The organism is Verrucosispora sp. WMMA2044 (assembly GCF_027497155.1).
GTDB lineage: Bacteria > Actinomycetota > Actinomycetes > Mycobacteriales > Micromonosporaceae > Micromonospora > Micromonospora palythoicola.
In genome coordinates this window covers 4,355,183-4,369,848 of record NZ_CP114913.1, presented here as the reverse complement: position 1 = coordinate 4,369,848, position 14,666 = coordinate 4,355,183, and the positions used below count along the sequence as shown (strand labels likewise).

12 protein-coding genes are annotated in these 14,666 nt (G+C 71.3%); 5 read left to right on the top strand and 7 right to left on the bottom strand.

Annotated features, from left to right (window positions below; translation table 11 throughout):
• The first annotated feature begins 153 nt into the window (after nt 1-153).
• Nucleotides 154-546 carry a cupin domain-containing protein gene (locus tag O3597_RS19850; protein WP_164445914.1) on the top strand — a complete coding sequence of 131 codons (393 nt, stop codon included), beginning with the start codon at nt 154-156 and terminating at the stop codon, nt 544-546.
• An 81-nt stretch (nt 547-627) separates the two neighbouring features.
• Entirely contained in the window at nt 628-2,424 is a 1,797-nt protein-coding gene (locus O3597_RS19845; RefSeq protein WP_281602019.1) for a glycoside hydrolase family 15 protein, read from the top strand.
• A gap of 22 nt (nt 2,425-2,446) precedes the next feature.
• Here O3597_RS19845 and O3597_RS19840 read toward each other — a convergent pair whose 3' ends face one another.
• Together O3597_RS19840 and O3597_RS19835 are read right to left on the bottom strand one after the other, a co-directional pair.
• Nucleotides 2,447-3,640: a threonine synthase gene (locus tag O3597_RS19840; protein ID WP_164445912.1), complete on the bottom strand. Its 1,194-nt coding sequence runs from the start codon at nt 3,638-3,640 to the stop codon at nt 2,447-2,449.
• A gap of 16 nt (nt 3,641-3,656) precedes the next feature.
• Entirely contained in the window at nt 3,657-4,703 is a 1,047-nt protein-coding gene (locus tag O3597_RS19835) for a DNA polymerase ligase N-terminal domain-containing protein (protein WP_164445911.1), read from the bottom strand.
• A 98-nt stretch (nt 4,704-4,801) separates the two neighbouring features.
• On the opposite strand from O3597_RS19835, the gene O3597_RS19830 reads away from it, so the two are divergent.
• On the top strand, nt 4,802-5,590 hold the full coding sequence (locus O3597_RS19830; RefSeq protein WP_164445910.1) for an aldo/keto reductase: 789 nt from the start codon (nt 4,802-4,804) through the stop codon (nt 5,588-5,590).
• 137 nt (nt 5,591-5,727) lie between these two features.
• On the opposite strand, the gene O3597_RS19825 is transcribed toward O3597_RS19830, so the two are convergent.
• Nucleotides 5,728-6,276: a GNAT family N-acetyltransferase gene (locus tag O3597_RS19825; protein ID WP_164445909.1), complete on the bottom strand. Its 549-nt coding sequence runs from the start codon at nt 6,274-6,276 to the stop codon at nt 5,728-5,730.
• 128 nt (nt 6,277-6,404) lie between these two features.
• Nucleotides 6,405-7,529, bottom strand: coding sequence for a cellulose binding domain-containing protein (locus tag O3597_RS19820; RefSeq protein ID WP_281602018.1), 1,125 nt, complete (start codon nt 7,527-7,529; stop codon nt 6,405-6,407).
• Nucleotides 7,530-7,879: 350 nt separating this feature from the next.
• On the opposite strand from O3597_RS19820, the gene O3597_RS19815 reads away from it, so the two are divergent.
• Together O3597_RS19815 and ctaD are read left to right on the top strand one after the other, a co-directional pair.
• The gene (locus O3597_RS19815) at nt 7,880-8,986 is read left to right on the top strand and encodes an FAD-dependent monooxygenase (RefSeq protein WP_281602017.1); all 1,107 of its coding nucleotides are present in this window, start codon (nt 7,880-7,882) and stop codon (nt 8,984-8,986) included.
• A 117-nt stretch (nt 8,987-9,103) separates the two neighbouring features.
• Nucleotides 9,104-10,861: a cytochrome c oxidase subunit I gene (gene ctaD / locus O3597_RS19810; RefSeq protein WP_164445907.1), complete on the top strand. Its 1,758-nt coding sequence runs from the start codon at nt 9,104-9,106 to the stop codon at nt 10,859-10,861.
• 611 nt (nt 10,862-11,472) lie between these two features.
• On the opposite strand, the gene O3597_RS19805 is transcribed toward ctaD, so the two are convergent.
• The 3 genes from O3597_RS19805 to O3597_RS19795 all read right to left on the bottom strand — a co-directional run bounded on the left by O3597_RS19805 (nt 11,473) and on the right by O3597_RS19795 (nt 14,659).
• Nucleotides 11,473-12,705 (bottom strand): MFS transporter, encoded by a 1,233-nt coding sequence (locus O3597_RS19805; RefSeq protein WP_281604596.1) that lies wholly within the window; start codon nt 12,703-12,705, stop codon nt 11,473-11,475.
• Between the two features lie 71 nt (nt 12,706-12,776).
• Nucleotides 12,777-13,358, bottom strand: coding sequence for an isochorismatase family protein (locus tag O3597_RS19800; protein WP_281602016.1), 582 nt, complete (start codon nt 13,356-13,358; stop codon nt 12,777-12,779).
• Between the two features lie 14 nt (nt 13,359-13,372).
• Nucleotides 13,373-14,659 carry a nicotinate phosphoribosyltransferase gene (locus O3597_RS19795; protein ID WP_281602015.1) on the bottom strand — a complete coding sequence of 429 codons (1,287 nt, stop codon included), beginning with the start codon at nt 14,657-14,659 and terminating at the stop codon, nt 13,373-13,375.
• Between the last annotated feature and the right edge of the window lie 7 nt (nt 14,660-14,666).

Genomic DNA, 14,666 nt, shown 5'->3' with positions numbered 1-14,666 from the left:
CGGCGGTACGTCAGCGGGGACCTGGCATGACCGGTCGAACCGGTCGTCGTGTCGATCCCCGATCGGCATCGGTCCAAACCCCGGGGCGGCGGTCAATTCCGCCATCTGCGAAGTGCGGCGTGGCGCGGCCCCGGATGGGGTATGTGTCGGGACATGGAGCACTTCACTATCGCGACCGTCGCCGAGAAGAGCCCGGACTTCCGGCGCGTGCTGTGGACCGGGAAGCACACCCAGCTGGTGATCATGACGATCCCGCCGGGCGGCGAGATCGGTGAGGAGGTCCATGAGGACATCGACCAGATCCTGACCTTCGTCAGCGGCACCGGCGAGGCGCAGGTGGCCGGTGAGAAGCGTGCGGTGGTGCAGGGCGACCTGGTGGTCGTACCGGCCGGCACCCGGCACAACTTCGTCAACACCGGCCCGAACCCGCTGGTGCTGTACACCGTCTACGGGCCGCCGGAGCACGCCGACCAGGCCGTGCACCACACCAAGGAGGAGGCCGACGCCGCGGAGGCGGCGGGCGAGGACGAGCCGCCGACCTCCTGACCGTCCCGCCGGCCCGGCTCACCCGGGCCGGCGGACCTCTTCGGGCCGGATGAGCCCAGGAATCCCGGGTACGCCGAGCGCATGGAGCAGCCGGCGATCTCCGACTACGGATACCTCTCCGACTGCCGATCGGGGGCGCTGGTCAGCCGGGCCGGTTCGATCGACTGGTGGTGCCCGCACCGGTTCGACTCGCCGTCGGTCTTCGCGCGGCTGCTCGACCCGAACGGTGGCCACTGGCGACTGGCACCGGTGGCCGTGGGACACACCGGGCATCGGGTGCAGCGCTCGTACCAGCCGAACACCCTGGTCCTGCGTACCGTGCACCAAACCGCGGAGGGCAGCGTCGCGGTCACCGACGCCCTCGCCGCCGAGGAGGGTGCCCGCGCCCACGAGATCGGCATGCGCTCGCCGGCCGTGCTGCTGCGCGTCGTCGAGGGGCTCTCCGGCCGGGTGACGATGTCCCTGGACTACCGGCCGCGACCGGAGTACGGCCTGCTCACCCCGTACCTGCGGGAACTGCCGGACGGCGCGGTGGCGAGCGTGGCCGGCTCGATGGCGCTGGTACTGCGCTGCACGGGGTTGCCCCTGCGCGTCGAGCACGACCGGGTCCGGCAGACCTTCACCGTCGACGAGGGCCAGGTGCTCGGCTTCGATCTGGCCTACGCGCCGGCGTACGGCGCGGAACCGGCCCGGCTGGACCCGGTCCGCGCGCTGACGGACACCGTGCTGGCCTGGGAGGCGTTCCGCGAGAGCCACCAGTACCAGGGGCGTTATCCCGAGGTGGTGCGGCACAGCGCCACAGTCCTCACCGGTCTCACATACGCCCGCAGCGGCGCGGTCGCCGCGGCGGCGACCACCTCCCTGCCGGAACGCATCGGCGGCGACCGCAACTACGACTACCGCTTCTGCTGGCTGCGGGACTTCGCGATGACCATGCGGGCCCTCTGGGTGGCGGCCTGCCCGACCGAGTCGTCCCGTCTGTTCGAATGGGCGGCGCGCTCGATCGGTCGGGTCGGCTCCGATCCGGTGCCCGTGCTGTTCGGTCTGCAAGGGGAACGTGACGTCTCCGAGCACGTCTGTCCCCACCTGGCCGGGTACGCCGGGACCGGACCGGTGCGTATCGGCAACGACGCCTGGCGGCAGCGGCAGCTCGACGTGCCGGGCGAGGTCATCTCGGCGGTGTGGCGGTTGCACGACTACCTCGGCGACCAGCTACCCGTGGACCTGCGTGACATGGTGTTCGGTCTCACCGAACAGGTGGCGGCCACCTGGCGACTGCCCGACCGGGGTATCTGGGAACAGCGCGACCGGGAGCGGCACTACCTGTCGTCGAAGGCGCTCTGCTGGGTGGCGATGGACCGGGCCGTGCGGTTGGCCCCCCAACTCGGCGAGCGGGCGGACGTGCGGCGCTGGGCCGGCATCCGGGACGAGATCCGGGCCACGGTCCTGCGGGACGGCTTCGACGAGCGTCGCGGCGCCTTCACCGGTGCCCTCGGGTCGCCGGAACTGGACGCGGCGGCCCTGTACCTGCCGGTGGTGGGCTTCCTGCCGGCCACCGATCCACGGATGCGGGCGACCATCGAGGCGATCGAGCGGGAACTCGGCGGTGCCGACGGACTGGTCCACCGCTGGGAAGGCGACCCGGCGGGCTTCGTGCTCTGCTCGTTCTGGCTGGTCGAGTGCCTGGTGCTGGCGGGTGAACGGGAGCGGGCGGCCCGGCTGTTCGAGCGGGTGAGCGGGCACGCCAACGACGTCGGGTTGTTCAGCGAGCAGATCGACCCGGTCACCGGGGTACACCTGGGCAACACGCCGCAGGCGCTGTCCCACATCGGTCAGGTGAACGCCGCGTGGCGGTTGACCGACCCCATCCTCGACTGACTGTGAGGCGCGCCGTCGCGTGTCAGCGTGGCAGCACCGGTACGCCGGAGACGTCGATCGTCTCCGGGTACTTCACCCCGGCACCGGTGTTGAGCACGACGACGCGTTCACCCGCCCGGATCCAGCCGCCGGCCCGCAGCCGGCGCGCGGCCGTCAGACAGGCGGCACCCTCGGGGCAGAGCAGCAGCCCCTCGCGGGCGGCGAAGTCGCGCAGATCGGTCAGGATCTCGGCGTCCTCCACCGCGATCGCGGTGCCGGCGGTGGCCCGCAGCGCGGCGAGGATCAGCTCGTCGCCCAACGGCGCCGGAACGGTGATGCCGAACGCCACGGTGTGAGCGTCCTCCCACGGCTGCGCCCGGTCGTCCCCGGCGGCGAACGCCCGTACGATCGGCGCACAGCCGGTGGCCTGCACCGCCACCAGCCGGGGCAGTTTGTCCTCGACCCAGCCCAGCTCCCGCAGCTCGCCGAGCGCCTTGTGGATGCCGATCAGCCCCACGCCGCCGCCGGTCGGATAGATGATGACGTCGGGCACCTGCCAGCTGAGCTGCTCGACGATCTCGTACCCCATCGTCTTCTTGCCTTCGAGACGGTACGGCTCGCGCAGCGTACCGGCGTCGAAGACGGTGCCCTCGGCAGCCGCGACGAGCGCGGCCACCTGGCGCCCGGCGTCGCCGATCAGCCCGTCGACCAGGCGCAGGTCGGCACCGGCGGCCACGCACTCCCGGCGGCAGATGGTCGGTGCGGACAGCGGCATCACGATGGTGGCGCCCAGCCCCGCCCGGGTCGCGTAGGTGGCCCACGCCGCGCCCGCGTTGCCGTTGGTCGGCATGGCGATCCGCCGGATGCCCAGCTCGCGGGCCCGACTGACGCCGACGGCGGCACCGCGCGCCTTGAACGAGCCGGTCGGGGTCAGCCCCTCGTCCTTGACCAGCAGGTCGTCGACGCCGATGTCCGCGCCGTACGCCGGTGCGCGCAGCATCGGTGTCCATCCCTCGCCGAGGGTGGTGACGTTCCGTGGGTCGGCGACCGGCAGCAACTCCCGGTAACGCCACAGGTCGGCCGCGCGCAACCCGAACCGCTCCGGCTCGATCGCCCGTGCCGCCGCCGCGAGGTCGTAGCGCGCCAGCAGCGGCGAGCCGCACTCGCAGAGATTCTGCGGTACGGCGGCGTCGTGTTCCCGGCCGCAGCGCGGGCACTCAAGGTGGGTCAGATACACGCCGCTCCTCGCCGTCTCAACCCGCGTCCACGCTGCGCCACGCGCGGCTGCGGCGGCCCGGCTCGTAGCCGGAGTCCAGCCGCTTCGCCACCACCCCGGGCAGGCCCTGGTCGCGCGCCGCGCGCATGGTCTCCGCACCGGCGCCGGGAAACCACGGCGGAGTCTGCCAGTGCGGCCCGGCCAGCGCCAGCGAGTCGAGCAACTCGCGGCGCTGCGGGTACGGCAACTCCAGGCTGCTCACCCCCTCCAACCAGAGCAGGTCGACGAGCAGGTACTGGGCATCGGTGCTGCTGCGCCCACCCCGCGCCGGCCGGACCTGTCCGGCGCGGTCGATGCGGACCAGCACGCCGTCCAGCACGACCTCCGTCGGCGCCAGGGCCTCGGCCATCGACCGCAACCACGGATACTCGCCGGTGATCTCCGCACCGCTGTCGGAGAGCAGCCGCAACCGCCCGCCGGAGACGTACGCGACCGCGCGTACCCCGTCCCACCGCAGCTCGTACCCCCAGGCGGCCTGATCGGTGGGCAGCCGGCCGGCCGGTGTGGGACGCATCGGCGCGACCAGGTCGGGCATGGCGGTCCAGCCCGGCGGCGGCGGATCGGTGCGGCGCACCATCCAGTCCCGGCCGTCGCGGCCGCCGGTGGCGAACAGCACGTACCGCCCGGTGGTCCGCGTACCCCGCAGCTCGACCACCACCTCGCGGTCCTGCCACTTCTCGCAGCGGTAGGTGCCCTGGTCGTGGATGAGCATCCGGCCGCCGCCGTACTCACCGGCCGGGATCTCACCGGAGAAGTCGAGATACTCCATGGGGTGGTCCTCGGTGTGCACGGCCAGGTGGTTGCGCCCCGGATCGCGGGGCAGGCCGCGCGGCACCGCCCAGGAGACGAGCACCCCGTCGCGCTCCAGCCGCAGGTCCCAGTGCAGGCTGCGGGCGTGGTGCTGCTGAATGACGAACCGAGCCCGGCCGCCGTCCCGCGCTCGCCGGGGACGCTCGGCCGGCACCGGCTCGGGGGTACGCGCGGCGTCCCGCTTGCGCCGGTACTCCTCCAGCCGGTCAGCCACGTACCGATTCTCCGGCACATAGCGCCGACGCGCCCGGTAGCGGGTCGACGCGCCCGATCTCGGGCATGCCGAGCGTCATCGGGGGTAGAACGGTCGACATGGACCACAGTGACCACCCCACCGCAGTTCTCCCCGGTGACGTTCGGATCCCGCTGCTCGGCTTCGGCACCTGGCAGGCGACCGGCGAGGAGGGCTACAAGGCCGTACTCGCCGCGCTCGACGCCGGTTACCGGCACATCGACACCGCCACCATGTACGGCAACGAGGAGGAGGTCGGCCGGGCGATCCGGGAGAGCGGGCTGCGCCGGGAGGATGTCTTCATCACCACCAAGCTCCCACCCGAGCGGGTCGGCCGGGAACGGGAGACCATCGAGGAGAGCCTGCGCGCACTCGGCGTCGACTACGTCGACCTGTGGCTGGTGCACTGGCCCCCGAACGACTCCGGTGCCCTGATCCCGGTCTGGCGGGAGATGCTCGCCGCCCGCGACGCGAACCTGGCCCGGGCGGTCGGAGTCAGCAACTACAGCACCGCCCAGATCGACGCGCTGATCCAGGCGACCGAGGAGAACCCGGCGGTCAACCAGATCAAGTGGGGTCCCCGGTTGTACGACCGGCAGCGGCACACCGAGCACCGGGACCGGGGAGTGGTGCTGGAGGGCTACAGCCCGTTCAAGACCACCGACCTGTCCGACCCGGTGCTGACCCGGATCGCCGGGGCGCACAACGTCTCGCCGGCCCAGGTGGTGCTGCGCTGGCACCTCGACCACGAGATCGTGGCGATCCCCAAGTCGGTGACGCCGGAGCGGATCCGCGCCAACGCGGACATCTTCGGCTTCTCGCTGACCGCCGAGGAGATGCGCGACATCGACGCCCTCGGCAACTCCTGACCCGGGGCCAGACGGCGCCCGCTGCGGACGCCGCCGCGAGGCGGAGCCGCCGCGACATGCGGAAACTCGGGCTCTCCCGCAGCGCGGAGAGCCCGAGTTGCCGCAATCCGTGAGCGGTACCGGTCGCCCGCTCGTCGTCAGGTGCCGGCGGGCGGCGTGGGGTCGATGTGCAACCAGCGGTGGAGTGCGTAGCGGCGGCCCTTGTCCTCGACGAAAACCGGTTCGTCGCCGGTCGGCCGGTAACCGCCGGACCGGGCAACGGCCACGCTGCCGGTGTTGTCCGGCTCGATCTCCAGATACACCGTCGGCAGACCGACCACCCGGTGGGCGTACCCGGTCAACAGCCGGAGAGCGCGGCTGGCCAGGCGTTGACCGCGATAGGCCGGGCCGATCGCGTAGCCGATGGTGCCGGTGACCAGGTTGAGCATCACCTCGCCACGGGCCAGGTCGTCGCCGCTGGTGACGGCGAGATAGACCCGGTCGCCGGCCTGCTGGGCACGCCGGGCGGAGTTCAGGTACGCCTCGGCGGCAGCCAGGTCGAACGGGGTCGCCACCGGCAGGCGGTACGCCATCTCGGCATCGTCGAAGAGCGCGACCAGTTGGTCGAGATCCTGCTCGGACCACTGGCGCAGGACCACCCCGTCACCTTCCAGGCGTACGTCCACGTCAGCTCGGCCCCCCGTCATGGTGGCTGCCAAGTCTGCGATCTCCCGACACCACTGGGCAACCCCGGGTGAGGCCACCGGTCGGTGGACGTCAGTCGGCCCTGTTCGGTGCCGGGGTGCGGCGTCCGCCGCACCCCGGCCCTCGCTCGTCAGGAGCGCGAACAGGCGGTGCCGTTGAGGGTGAAGCTCGTCGGGTTGGCGTACGACCCACTCAGCGTGCCCTGGTAGCCGAAGCTGGCCGTGCCGCCGGGTGAGATCGTGCCGTTGTGACCGACGTTGCGGGCGGTCACCGACGAACCGCTCTGGCTCACCGTGGCGTTCCAGGAGTTGGTCACCTGCTGCCCGGACGGCAGCGAGTAGGCCAGCGTCCAGCCGTTGATCGTGCTCGACCCGGTGTTGGTGATCTGCACGTCGGCGGTGAAGCCGTTGTTCCACGCGTTGGCCGTGTACTTGACCGCGCAGGCGCCGCTGCCGGAGGGCGGCGGGGTGGTGGTGGGCGGCGGGTTGTTGTTGCCGCCGCCGTTGACCGCGGCCGAGAAGCTCGTCACGGCCAGCCCGACTCCGCCCTGCCAGGGCTCGAAGCCGGCCTGGATGCTGGTCAGGTACCAGGAGTTGGTGATCGCGCCCCGGTTGCGGGTGTCGTTGATGAACGCCAGCAGGTTCAGGTTCGCACTGCTGATCGCCGACGGGGCGACGTACGAGATGACGTTGTTGGAGCCGTTGCTGCCCCGCCAGACCTCCCAGTTCCGACCGTCGATGTTGGCGTTGCCGACCGGGGAGCCGATGGGCTGGATGGGGCCCTGCCGGTTGAACCAGATCATGATCTCCATCTGGTTCACGCCGTCGCGCTTCGGCGACGGGTCGAGCCAGATGTCGTACGAGGCGTTGTAGATGCCGTTGCTCACGTACCGGTAGTTGATGCTGCTGGTCGCGCTGCTGATCTGGCTGACCTGGATCGGCAGGTTGGTGCCGGGGGAGCAGTTGGTGTAGTGGCAGCCGAAGAAGACCGACGGGTACGCCGTCGGAGCGCCGTTGGTCGGGCTGCTGCCGTTCTGGGTGATGATCTCGAAGCCGTTGTTCGTGACGTTGATGCACTGCTGGGCGGTGGTGCCCCAGCGGTTGTTCTGCACCACGTACCGGTTCTGGATCACGGTCGAGCCGTACTGCTCGCAGATCTGGGTGTCGGCGGAGGCGGTTCCGCCGAGGGCCACGGCGACGATCGAGCCGGCGGCGGCCAGCCCGACGGCCACGATGGCCCGCATGGTACGTCTCATGATGCTCCTAGCGCTGCGGCGTCGCCCGGACGCCGGGACGGATGCGGACGGAGCGTTCGGCAACGCGCCCCGACGATCTCGGGAGCGCTCCCATGCTCATCGTCACATTTACATCCTTGAAACATTGGGCGCAACCGCTGGGGGCGATTGGCGTCAAATGCGACGTGTGTCGTGGGCGCACGATCGGACATCCGCCGACTCCGGCTGGCTGGTGACCAGTGCCGACGGGTGGATCCGCTGCTGCCGAGGGGTGCCGGAGGTGAGCCGGTTGCCTCTGGTGTGTACCGATTGCGCCGAGTAGTCTCTTGCCTTCAACGCGTGCCGAACCCCCTCCGGAGGCGTACACCCCCATGCGTGGCTCCCCCCTGCGCATCCTCGTCGTCGGCGCGGGCATCGCCGGGCTGGCCGTGGCCCGGGCGCTGCGCCTGGCGGGCTTTCGGCCGGACCTCACCGACAAGGCGCCGCCGCACGACCTCACCGACGCCGGCCTGTACCTGCCCGGCAACGCGGCCCGCGCGCTGCGCCGGCTGGACCTCGACGACCCCGTCCGCCCGTACGGGAAGGTCATCCACCGGCAGCGGTTCCTCGACTCGACCGGTGCGCCGCTGTGCGAGGTCGACCTCGACGCACTCTGGGCCGGGGTCGGCGAGTGCCGCGCGCTGGCCCGATCCGACCTGCACCGGGTGCTGCTCAGCGGTGCCGGCGGCGCGGTCCGGCACGGCGCGGAGGTACGCACCATCGAGCTGCTGCCGGCCGCCGTCGGCGTCACCTTCGTCGACGGCACCCAGACCGAGTACGACCTGGTGATCGGTGCCGACGGGCCGCGTTCCTCGATCCGGGCGCTGGCCGCGCTCGGCGGCCCACCCCGCCCGGCCGGGCAGGTGGTCTACCGCGGCGTCGTCCGGGACGGTCCGCCGGTCGACGAGTGGACGGCCCTGCTCGGTCGCCGCTGCGGCTTTCTCGTGGTGCCGATCGGCGCCGGCCGGCTGCACTGTTACACCGACGAAGCCGGCACCGACCTGCCGGACGACCCGCTGGCCCGGCTGCGCGACCTGTTCGGCGAGTACGGCGGACCGGTGCCGGAGGTGCTCGCCGCGCTCGACGGGGTGTACGCGACCACCACCGACGAGGTCGAGCTCGGGCGCTGGTACCGGGGCCGGGTGCTGCTGGTCGGCGACGCCGCCCACGCCACCGCGCCGACCCTGTCCCAGGGGGCCGCGATGGCCCTGGAGGACGCGGTGGTGCTCGCCGAGTCACTGCGCGCGGCGGGCAGCGTCGAGGCGGCGCTCACCGCGTACGAGAGTCGTCGTCGGCCGCGTACCCGATGGGTGCAGGACCGGACCCGGGACCGCAACCGCACCCGCGACGTGCCGCCGGCGCTACGCGACCCGCTGCTACGCGGACGCGGCGACCGCATCTTCGGGGAGCATTACCGGCTGCTTCTCGGCCCGCTGTGATCACCCTCGGGCGACCCCACGCGGTGCTGTCACCTGCCGGGGACTATCCTCCTTGCGGATGACGGCCCGCCGAGTGAGCGCGTGCCGAGCGGGACAACCCAGAACCGGAGGCCACTCGTGACCACCGTCGCACCCAAGCCGGTCGTGACCCGGCCCTGGCCGGTACGGGAGCCGGTCAAGGGGTCGGCCATCGCGCGGCTGCTGCGGACCACGGACGCGAAGCAGATCGGGATCATGTACATGGTCACCGCGTTCGTGTTCTTCATGATCGGTGGCCTGATGGCCCTGATCATGCGGGCCGAGCTGGCCCGGCCCGGGCTGCAGTTCCTGTCGCCTGAGCAGTACAACCAGCTGTTCACGATGCACGGCACGATCATGCTGCTGTTCTTCGCGACGCCCATCGTCTTCGCGTTCGGCAACTACGTGGTGCCGATCCAGATCGGCGCTCCCGACGTCTCCTTCCCGCGACTGAACAGCTTCGCCTACTGGCTGTACCTGTTCGGCGGCACCATGGCCACCGCCGGCTTCCTCACCCCGGGGGGCGCGGCGGACTTCGGCTGGACCGCCTACACCCCGCTGAGCACGAGCGAGCACGCTCCAGGCGTCGGCGCCAACATGTGGGTGGTCGGTCTGGCCATCTCCGGTCTGGGCACGATCCTCGGCGCGGTCAACCTGATCACCACGATCCTGACCCTGCGCGCGCCGGGCATGACCATGTTCCGGATGCCGATCTTCACCTGGAACATGCTGGTCACCAGCCTCCTGGTGATCCTGGTCTTCCCGCTGCTGGCCGCCGCGCTGTTCGCACTGGCCGCCGACCGGTTGCTGGGTGCGCACGTGTACAGCCCGGAGACCGGTGGGCCGATGCTGTGGCAGCACCTGTTCTGGTTCTTCGGCCACCCCGAGGTCTACATCATCGCGCTGCCGTTCTTCGGCATCATCAGCGAGATCATCCCGGTCTTCTCCCGTAAGCCGATCTTCGGTTACAAGGGCCTGGTCGCCGCCACCATCGCCATCGCCGGCCTGTCGATGAGCGTCTGGGCACACCACATGTTCGCCACCGGTCAGGTGCTGCTGCCGTTCTTCAGCTTCCTGAGCTACCTGATCGCCGTACCGACCGGCATGAAGTTCTTCAACTGGATCGGCACCATGTGGCGGGGGCAGCTCAGCTTCGAGTCGCCGATGCTGTTCTCCCTCGGCTTCCTGGTCACCTTCCTCTTCGGTGGTCTGACCGGCGTGCTGCTGGCCGCCCCGCCGCTGGACTTCCACCTGCACGACTCCTACTTCGTGGTGGCGCACTTCCACTACGTGCTCTTCGGCACGATCGTCTTCGCGGTCTTCGCCGGGATCTACTTCTGGTTCCCGAAGATGTTCGGTCGGATGCTCGACGAGCGACTCGCCAAGATTCACTTCTGGCTCACCATGATCGGCTTCCACACCACGTTCCTGATCCAGCACTGGTTGGGCAGCGAGGGCATGCCCCGGCGGTACGCCGACTACCTGCCCGAAGACGGCTTCACCACGCTGAACATGATCTCCACGATCGGCGCGTTCATCACCGGTATCTCGACGTTGCCGTTCATCTACAACTGCTGGAAGTCGTACAAGGCGGGTCCGGTGGTCGAGGTCGACGACCCCTGGGGTCACGGCAACTCGCTCGAATGGGCGACCAGCTCGCCGCCGCCGCTGCGTAACTTCGACCGGATGCCGCGGATCCGCTCGGAGCGGCCGGCCTTCGACCACAAGTTCCCCGAGCTGGCTGCCGGACAGACCCTGGCTGGTCCGCCCGAGGGCGGTTCCAAGCCGCTGACCAGCGAGTCCGACGGAGGCGCCAGCTACACCGAGGACGTCGCCAGCGACACCGACCGTCGCTGACCCACCGCGTCGCACGACGGGCGCCGATCCCCGCGCCGGGGTCGGCGCCCGTCTCGTACTTCCCGGTGCTGCGGGCCGAGGGCTTCTCGCGGGGACAGCACCGCCCGCCCGCTGCCCGGCTGCCGTGGCTGGTGCTCGGCGCCAGGTCCGCGACCTCACCCCCACCACTACCGCCGCGCCGGGTGTCGCTTTCTGTGACGAGCAGCCTCGGCGCGGAGCTTCACTCTGCGTGATGGCTACGGCCGGGCCGTACCTGTCACCCTCGCATCCTTTGCTCTGCTTCAACCCACGCAATAGCGGTTGAGCTGCTGGATTGCGGCGGCCCGACGGAGGCGAGTCGGCCGGGGCGCCACGGTGCGTAATTCGTTGCGTGGGTTGAAGCAGAGCAAAGGGAGCAGGTGGGTGGGGGTGGGGTGGCGTGGGCGGTTACGCAACGTCGGGTCGAGTCGGCGGCGTTGGCCCCGGTCGCGGCTCCGACCCGGCGTGCCAAGCCGGGGGTGGGCAGCGCGGCGGGGCAAGGTGGGGCGGGAAGGGCAGGGTGGGAAGCACAGGAACGGGAAGCGCAGTGGGGGTGGGGTGAGGCGCGGGAGCGCTTGGTGTCGCGGGGTGGGTCAGGAGGCGGTCGGGGTGAGCTCGGTCGCGGAGTGCTCGTCGCCGGGCCGGGTGGTGGCCGCGAGGTCGGCGCGGCGGTGGTGCAGCTCGATCGGCAGCACCGCGAGGGCCACCAGGGCGCCGATGGCGCCGGTGACCGCGAACCCCCACAGCGGTGCCGAGGCGTCGATGACCGCGCCGGCCAGCGGGGCACCCACCGCGATGCCGACGGTGACCGCCGAGCCGTGCAGGCCCATCGCCTCACCGCGGACGCCGGCCGGGGCGAGCCGGCTGACGGTGTCGGAGGTCGCCGCGATGGTCGGCGCGCAGAGCGCTCCCGCCGGGATCAACGCCAGGCAGAGCAGCCACCAGTGGGCACCGCCCAGGCCGACGGGGATGGTGCAGAGGCTCAACAGGCCCATCAGTGCCACCGGCGAGAACGAGCGACGGACCGCGCCGTAGGCGAACCCGCCCAGCAGTGACGCCACCGCCCAGACCGAGAGCACCGCGCCGGTGAAACCGGCGTCGCCACTCTCCCGCAGCACCGCGATGACGGCCACGTCGGTGCTACCCAGCACCAGGGTCGCCGCGGCGCTGACCGCGAACACGGCGACCAGGCGCGAGGTGAGCCACTGCCGCCGTGCCACCCGTGGCTGCGGGCCGGTCGACGCCTCGGCCGCGCTGCGTACCGGCGGATTGAGCAGCCACAGCACCACCCCGGCGGCGACGATGCCGGCACCGACGAGGTAGAGCGTGAAGCGAGCGGAGATGGTGGTGACACCCACCGTGGCCAGGGCCGGACCGATCATGAACGACAGCTCGACCGACATCGAGTCCAGGGCGTACGCCGGCCGGCGCTTCTCCGGCGGTACCAGCGCGGCGACGGACTGGCGGATCACCGAGAAGATCGGCAGCGCCAACAGGCCGGCCAGGAACGCCGCCGGCAGCAGCAGGTAGTACGACAGCACCGGTGCGGTCGACCAGAAGGCGGCCTCGGCCACGGCGGTGAGAACCAGCACGGGCCGCAGGCCACGCCGGTCCACCAGGCGGCCGAGCAGCGGGCCGCCAACCGCGGCACCGACGGTGATCGCCGCACCGACCAGACCGGCCGCACCGTAGCCGCGCCCCAGGTCCTGGACGACGTAGAACGTCAGCGTGACGCCGGTGGCGGTCAGCGGGACCCGGGCCAGCACCGCGACGAGCAGCAGCGACCGCAGACCGGGCAGGGCGAGTGCCTCCCGGTAAGGCTTCATGTTCACGTCGGTGCGTACCTCCGCCGGACATCCTCGACCGCCGGCGCGACAGCTGCCAGCGATTTAACGGCTCATGCGGCTTTGATCACAGGGGCACCGAATGTGGTGATCCCGGCCCCATCGAACGCGCGCAACGCCACGTCGGTGGTGTCCGGCGCGACCGCCGCCGTCAGGTCCAGCAGCACGGTGGTGGCGAAGCCCTCCCGGGCGGCGTCCAGCGCGGTGGCCCGCACGCAGTGGTCGGTGGCGATGCCGACCACGTCCACCCGCGCCACGCCGCGTTGCCGCAGCCAGTCGGCCAGCCCCTCACCGTCGTCGGCGTGCCCCTCGAACCCGGAGTACGCGGCGGCGTACTCGCCCTTGTGGAAGATCGCCTCGATCCGGTCGGTGGCCAGTTCCGGGTGGAACTCGGAGCCGGGGGTGCCGACCACGCAGTGCCGGGGCCAGGTGCTCACGTAGTCCGGCGAGTCGGCGAAGTGCGTGCCGGGGTCGATGTGGTAGTCCTTCGTCGCGACGACGTGATCCCAGCGGTCCGGCTCGGCGGCCAGCAACCGGGAAATCCCGGCCGCGACTCCCGCTCCGCCGGCCACGGCCAGCGAGCCGCCCTCGCAGAAGTCCTTCTGCACGTCCACGATGATCAACGCGTTGCTCACCGACTCCACTCCTCTCACTCGGCGGGTACCACGGTGACCGGGATGGCCGGATCGCCGGCGGAGAGCTTGAGGCCCTCCCACGGGATCGAGATCAGGCACTGCCGCAGGTGCTCCCGCGACTCGTCGAGCGTCGGCAGGGCCATCGGCTCGCCGTCGACGACGTACGACCGTTGCAGCAGCCGGTCGTTGGGGCGGTGGTCCGGCACCCCCTGGGGTACGACGATCTCCTCGGTGGCGGTCCCGGTCGGCTTGTGCCGGCGGACGGCGACCTTGCGCCCGCCGATGGTCGCCTTCTGCTCGGACCGTTTGACCACCGGACGGCCCTCGACCTCGACCAACTTGTAGACCAGCCCGGCGGTGGGCGCGCCGGAGCCGGTCACCACGGCGGTGCCGGCGCCGTACATGTCCACCGGCTCGGCGGCCAACGCCGCGATGGCGTACTCGTCGAGGTCACCCGAGACGATGATCTTCGTTTCGGTGGCGCCGAGGGAGTCGAGCAGCTGCCGCGACTGCTGGGCGATGACGGCCAGGTCGCCGGAATCGATGCGGACCGCCCGCAGCTCCGGCCCGGCCACCTCGATGGCGTTCCGGATGCCCTGGCTGATGTCGTACGTGTCGACCAGCAGCGTGGTGTCCTTGCCCAGCGTGGCGACCTGGGAAGCGAACGCGGTCCGCTCGTCGTCGTGCAGCAGGGTGAAGGCGTGCGCGGCGGTGCCGGCGGTGGGGATGCCGTAGCGCTGGCCAGCGGCCAGGTTGGAGGTGAAGCGGAAGCCGGCCAGATAGGCCGCCCGGGCCGCCGCGACCGCCGCCTCCTCGTGCGCCCGCCGCGAGCCCATCTCGATCAGCGCCCGGCCCCGGGCGGCGGTGACCATCCGTGCCGCCGCGGCAGTCACCGCGCAGTCGTGGTTGAGCACCGACAGGACGAGCGTCTCCAGCACCACGCACTCGGCGAAGCTGCCGGAGACGGTCAGGATCGGCGAGCCCGGAAAGAAGAGCTCACCCTCGGCGTACCCGTCGATCTCGCCGGTGAACCGGTACCGCGACAGCCACTCGGCACCCGGCTCGTCCACCACGCCGGTACGGCGCAGGAACTCGATCTCGGCCGGATCGAAGCGGAACGCACGGATCAGCTCGACGAGTCGTGCGGTGCCGGCGACCACGCCGTACCGGCGGCCGGCGGGGAGCCGACGGCTGAACACCTCGAACACGCACCGACGGTCGGCCGTGCCGTCCCGCAGGGCGGCGCTGACCATGGTCAGCTCGTAGTGGTCGGTCAGCAGCGCGGGACGAAGGGTGTGCACCCCCTCA

Bases quoted from the DNA above. Each gene is read 5' to 3' on its own strand.
- O3597_RS19820 (WP_281602018.1), bottom strand. From the start codon at position 7,529: ATGAGACGTACCATGCGGGCCATCGTGGCCGTCGGGCTGGCCGCCGCC.
- O3597_RS19850 (WP_164445914.1), top strand. From the start codon at position 154: ATGGAGCACTTCACTATCGCGACCGTCGCCGAGAAGAGCCCGGACTTC.
- O3597_RS19815 (WP_281602017.1), top strand. From the start codon at position 7,880: ATGCGTGGCTCCCCCCTGCGCATCCTCGTCGTCGGCGCGGGCATCGCC.
- O3597_RS19805 (WP_281604596.1), bottom strand. From the start codon at position 12,705: ATGAAGCCTTACCGGGAGGCACTCGCCCTGCCCGGTCTGCGGTCGCTG.
- O3597_RS19825 (WP_164445909.1), bottom strand. From the start codon at position 6,276: ATGACGGGGGGCCGAGCTGACGTGGACGTACGCCTGGAAGGTGACGGG.
- O3597_RS19845 (WP_281602019.1), top strand. From the start codon at position 628: ATGGAGCAGCCGGCGATCTCCGACTACGGATACCTCTCCGACTGCCGA.
- O3597_RS19830 (WP_164445910.1), top strand. From the start codon at position 4,802: ATGGACCACAGTGACCACCCCACCGCAGTTCTCCCCGGTGACGTTCGG.